The sequence below is a fragment of the Streptomyces durbertensis genome (assembly GCF_014156695.1).
Taxonomy (GTDB): domain Bacteria; phylum Actinomycetota; class Actinomycetes; order Streptomycetales; family Streptomycetaceae; genus Streptomyces; species Streptomyces durbertensis.
Genome location: NZ_WMLF01000625.1, coordinates 1 through 2346, shown reverse-complemented (window position 1 = coordinate 2346; position 2346 = coordinate 1). Strand labels below are relative to the sequence as shown.

Genomic DNA, 2346 nt, shown 5'->3' with positions numbered 1-2346 from the left:
GTGGTCGACCGGCGGCGCCATCGCGGACATCGGCCGGGCCTCCTGGTCGAGCACGGTCAGCAGGTGCCCGGGGATGAACACCACCGCGCGCACCCCGCCGTACGGCGCCGGCTTGTCGACGGACACCGAGAAGCCGTGCTGCCGCACCAGCCGGCCGATCGTCGCGAAGCCGGACCGGGGCGGGTCGCCGAGCTCGGACAGCAGCAGCGGGTGCTGCCCGGAGAGCATGCGGGTGGCGAACTCGACCTCGTCCCGGTGCATGCCGACGCCCGCGTCGTCGATGACCACGCAGGCCCCGGACTCCGCCTGGTGCAGGCTGACGTCCACGGCGAGGGTGCCGTGCGAGTGGTGCACGGCGTTGGCGAGCAGTTCGGAGACGGTGACGGCGATCGGCTCGACCGCCCGGGCGACGACCGCCACGGGCACGTCGAGCTGGCTGGTGACCTGCACGCGGTGGTAGCCGGCCACCCGGGACTGCGCGCCCACGACGACGTCTCCGAGGTGGGAGTCCGAGCGGGTCAGCCCGGGGGTCGCCCCGCACAGGACGCCGGCGGCCTGGACCCGGCGCAGGTTCTGCTCGTTGAGGAGGTCGAGTTCCAGCAGGTCGGCGGCGAGGTCGGCGTTGTCGTACCGGTGCTGCATCTGCTCGATGCGGGACTGCAGGCGGTAGCTCTGCGCCTGGATGACGGTGGTCGCGCCGCGCATCACCGCCTGAGCCGCCTGGTCGACCCGGTCCCGCTCGGCGACGACCGCCGAGGACAGCCGTTCCAGCGCGGCGCGGTGGAGCTTGTCGATCTCCTGGCCGGCCAGGGCCGGGTGCCCCAGCCCGGGTACGGCGACGTGCTGGTGGTTGAGATGGGTGACCAGCCGGGGCATGCGCTCCTCGACCAGGTGCCGCGTCTCGGCGAGCAGTTCGGCGCCGGCGGCGCGTAGTTCCGCCGACTCCCGCACGGCCGCGTCGCGTTCCGCCTCCGCGTGGCGGCGGGCCGCCGACGCGGTGTCCCGTTCGGCGCCGACCGCCCGGAGCGTCCGCCTGGTCCGCTGGAGCAGAACGCCGACGGCGAGCAGGCCGCCGGCAGTCAGCGTGGCCACGAGTAGCGGCAGCCACTCCGGTATGTGCGTCATCCAGCGTTCCTCGGAGGTCAGGTGGCGGACGGCGAGCGGCCGCCACCATAGCGACGCGCGGGTCGCTGAGCGTGGTGAAGTGATCACATCACCACATGATCTGCACCACGTCCACACCGAGAGCAGACTATTCTCGGTCACCTTGTCAGCCGAGTGAGGTGTCCCCGCGTCAGATACCGGCAGGTACGGTCGGGTTCGCTCACCCGTCAGACGGCCGCGTCCTCCCGGACCGCCGCGGCGGCCTTGCGGGCGGCGGCCAGCACGGGATCCCACACCGGGGAGAACGGCGGCGCGTAGCCGAGGTCGAGCGAGGTCATCTGCTCCACCGTCAGCCTCGCGGTCAGCGCGACCGCCGCCACGTCCACCCGCTTCGCCGCGCCCTCCCGGCCGACGATCTGCACCCCGAGCAGCCGGCCGGTGCGCCGCTCGGCGAGCATCTTCACCGTCATCGGCCGGGCGCCGGGGAAGTAGCCCGCCCGGCTGGTGGCCGTCACACTCGTCGTGACGAACCGCAGCCCGGCCTCCCGCGCCTGGGCCTCCAGCAGCCCGGTGCGGGCGATCTCCAGGTCGCACACCCGGCTCACGGCCGTGCCCACGACGCCGGGGAACGTGGCGTAGCCGCCGGCCGCGTTGGTGCCGATCACCTGGCCCTGCTTGTTCGCGTGGGTGCCCAGCGGGACGTGTCCGGGCAGCCCGGAGACGAGGTTCAGCACCTCCACGCAGTCCCCGCCCGCCCACACGTCGCCGTGGCCGCGCACCCGCATGCCCAGGTCGGTCACCAGGCCGCCGGACGCCCCGAGCGGCAGCCCCGCCGCCGCGGCCAGCGACGTCTCCGGCCGCACGCCGAGGCCGAGGACGACCACGTCTGCCGGAAAGCGGTCGTCCTCCGTGAGCACCGCGCGTGGGAAGCCGTCGTCGCCGGTCTCCACGCCCGTCATCGCCGCGCCGGTGACGGTGTTGATGCCCATGCCCGCCATGGCGTCGCGGACCAGCTCGCCCATGTCCGGGTCGAGCGTGGTCATCGGCTGCTCCGCCCGGTCCAGCACGGTCACCCGGTAGCCGCGCAGGGCGAGTGCCTCGGCCATCTCCACACCGATGTAGCCGGCGCCGACGACCACCGCGTGCCGGGGCCCGCGGCGGCGCTCCACCTCGGCGAGGGTGCGCAGCAGCGCCTCGCCGTCGCCGAGCGTCTGCACGCAGTGCACGCCGGGAGCGTCGGCG

At 74.1% G+C, this 2346-nt stretch carries 2 protein-coding genes; both read right to left on the bottom strand.

All coding sequences use genetic code 11. The annotated features are described in order from the left end of the window. The coding region (locus GL263_RS25210) for an ATP-binding protein (protein ID WP_182858050.1) at positions 1-1125 on the bottom strand (1125 nt) is incomplete at its 3' end. 206 nt (positions 1126-1331) lie between these two features. Next, positions 1332-2346, bottom strand: a 1015-nt coding sequence (locus GL263_RS25205; protein WP_182858049.1) for an FAD-dependent oxidoreductase, incomplete at its 5' end; no start/stop codon positions are given.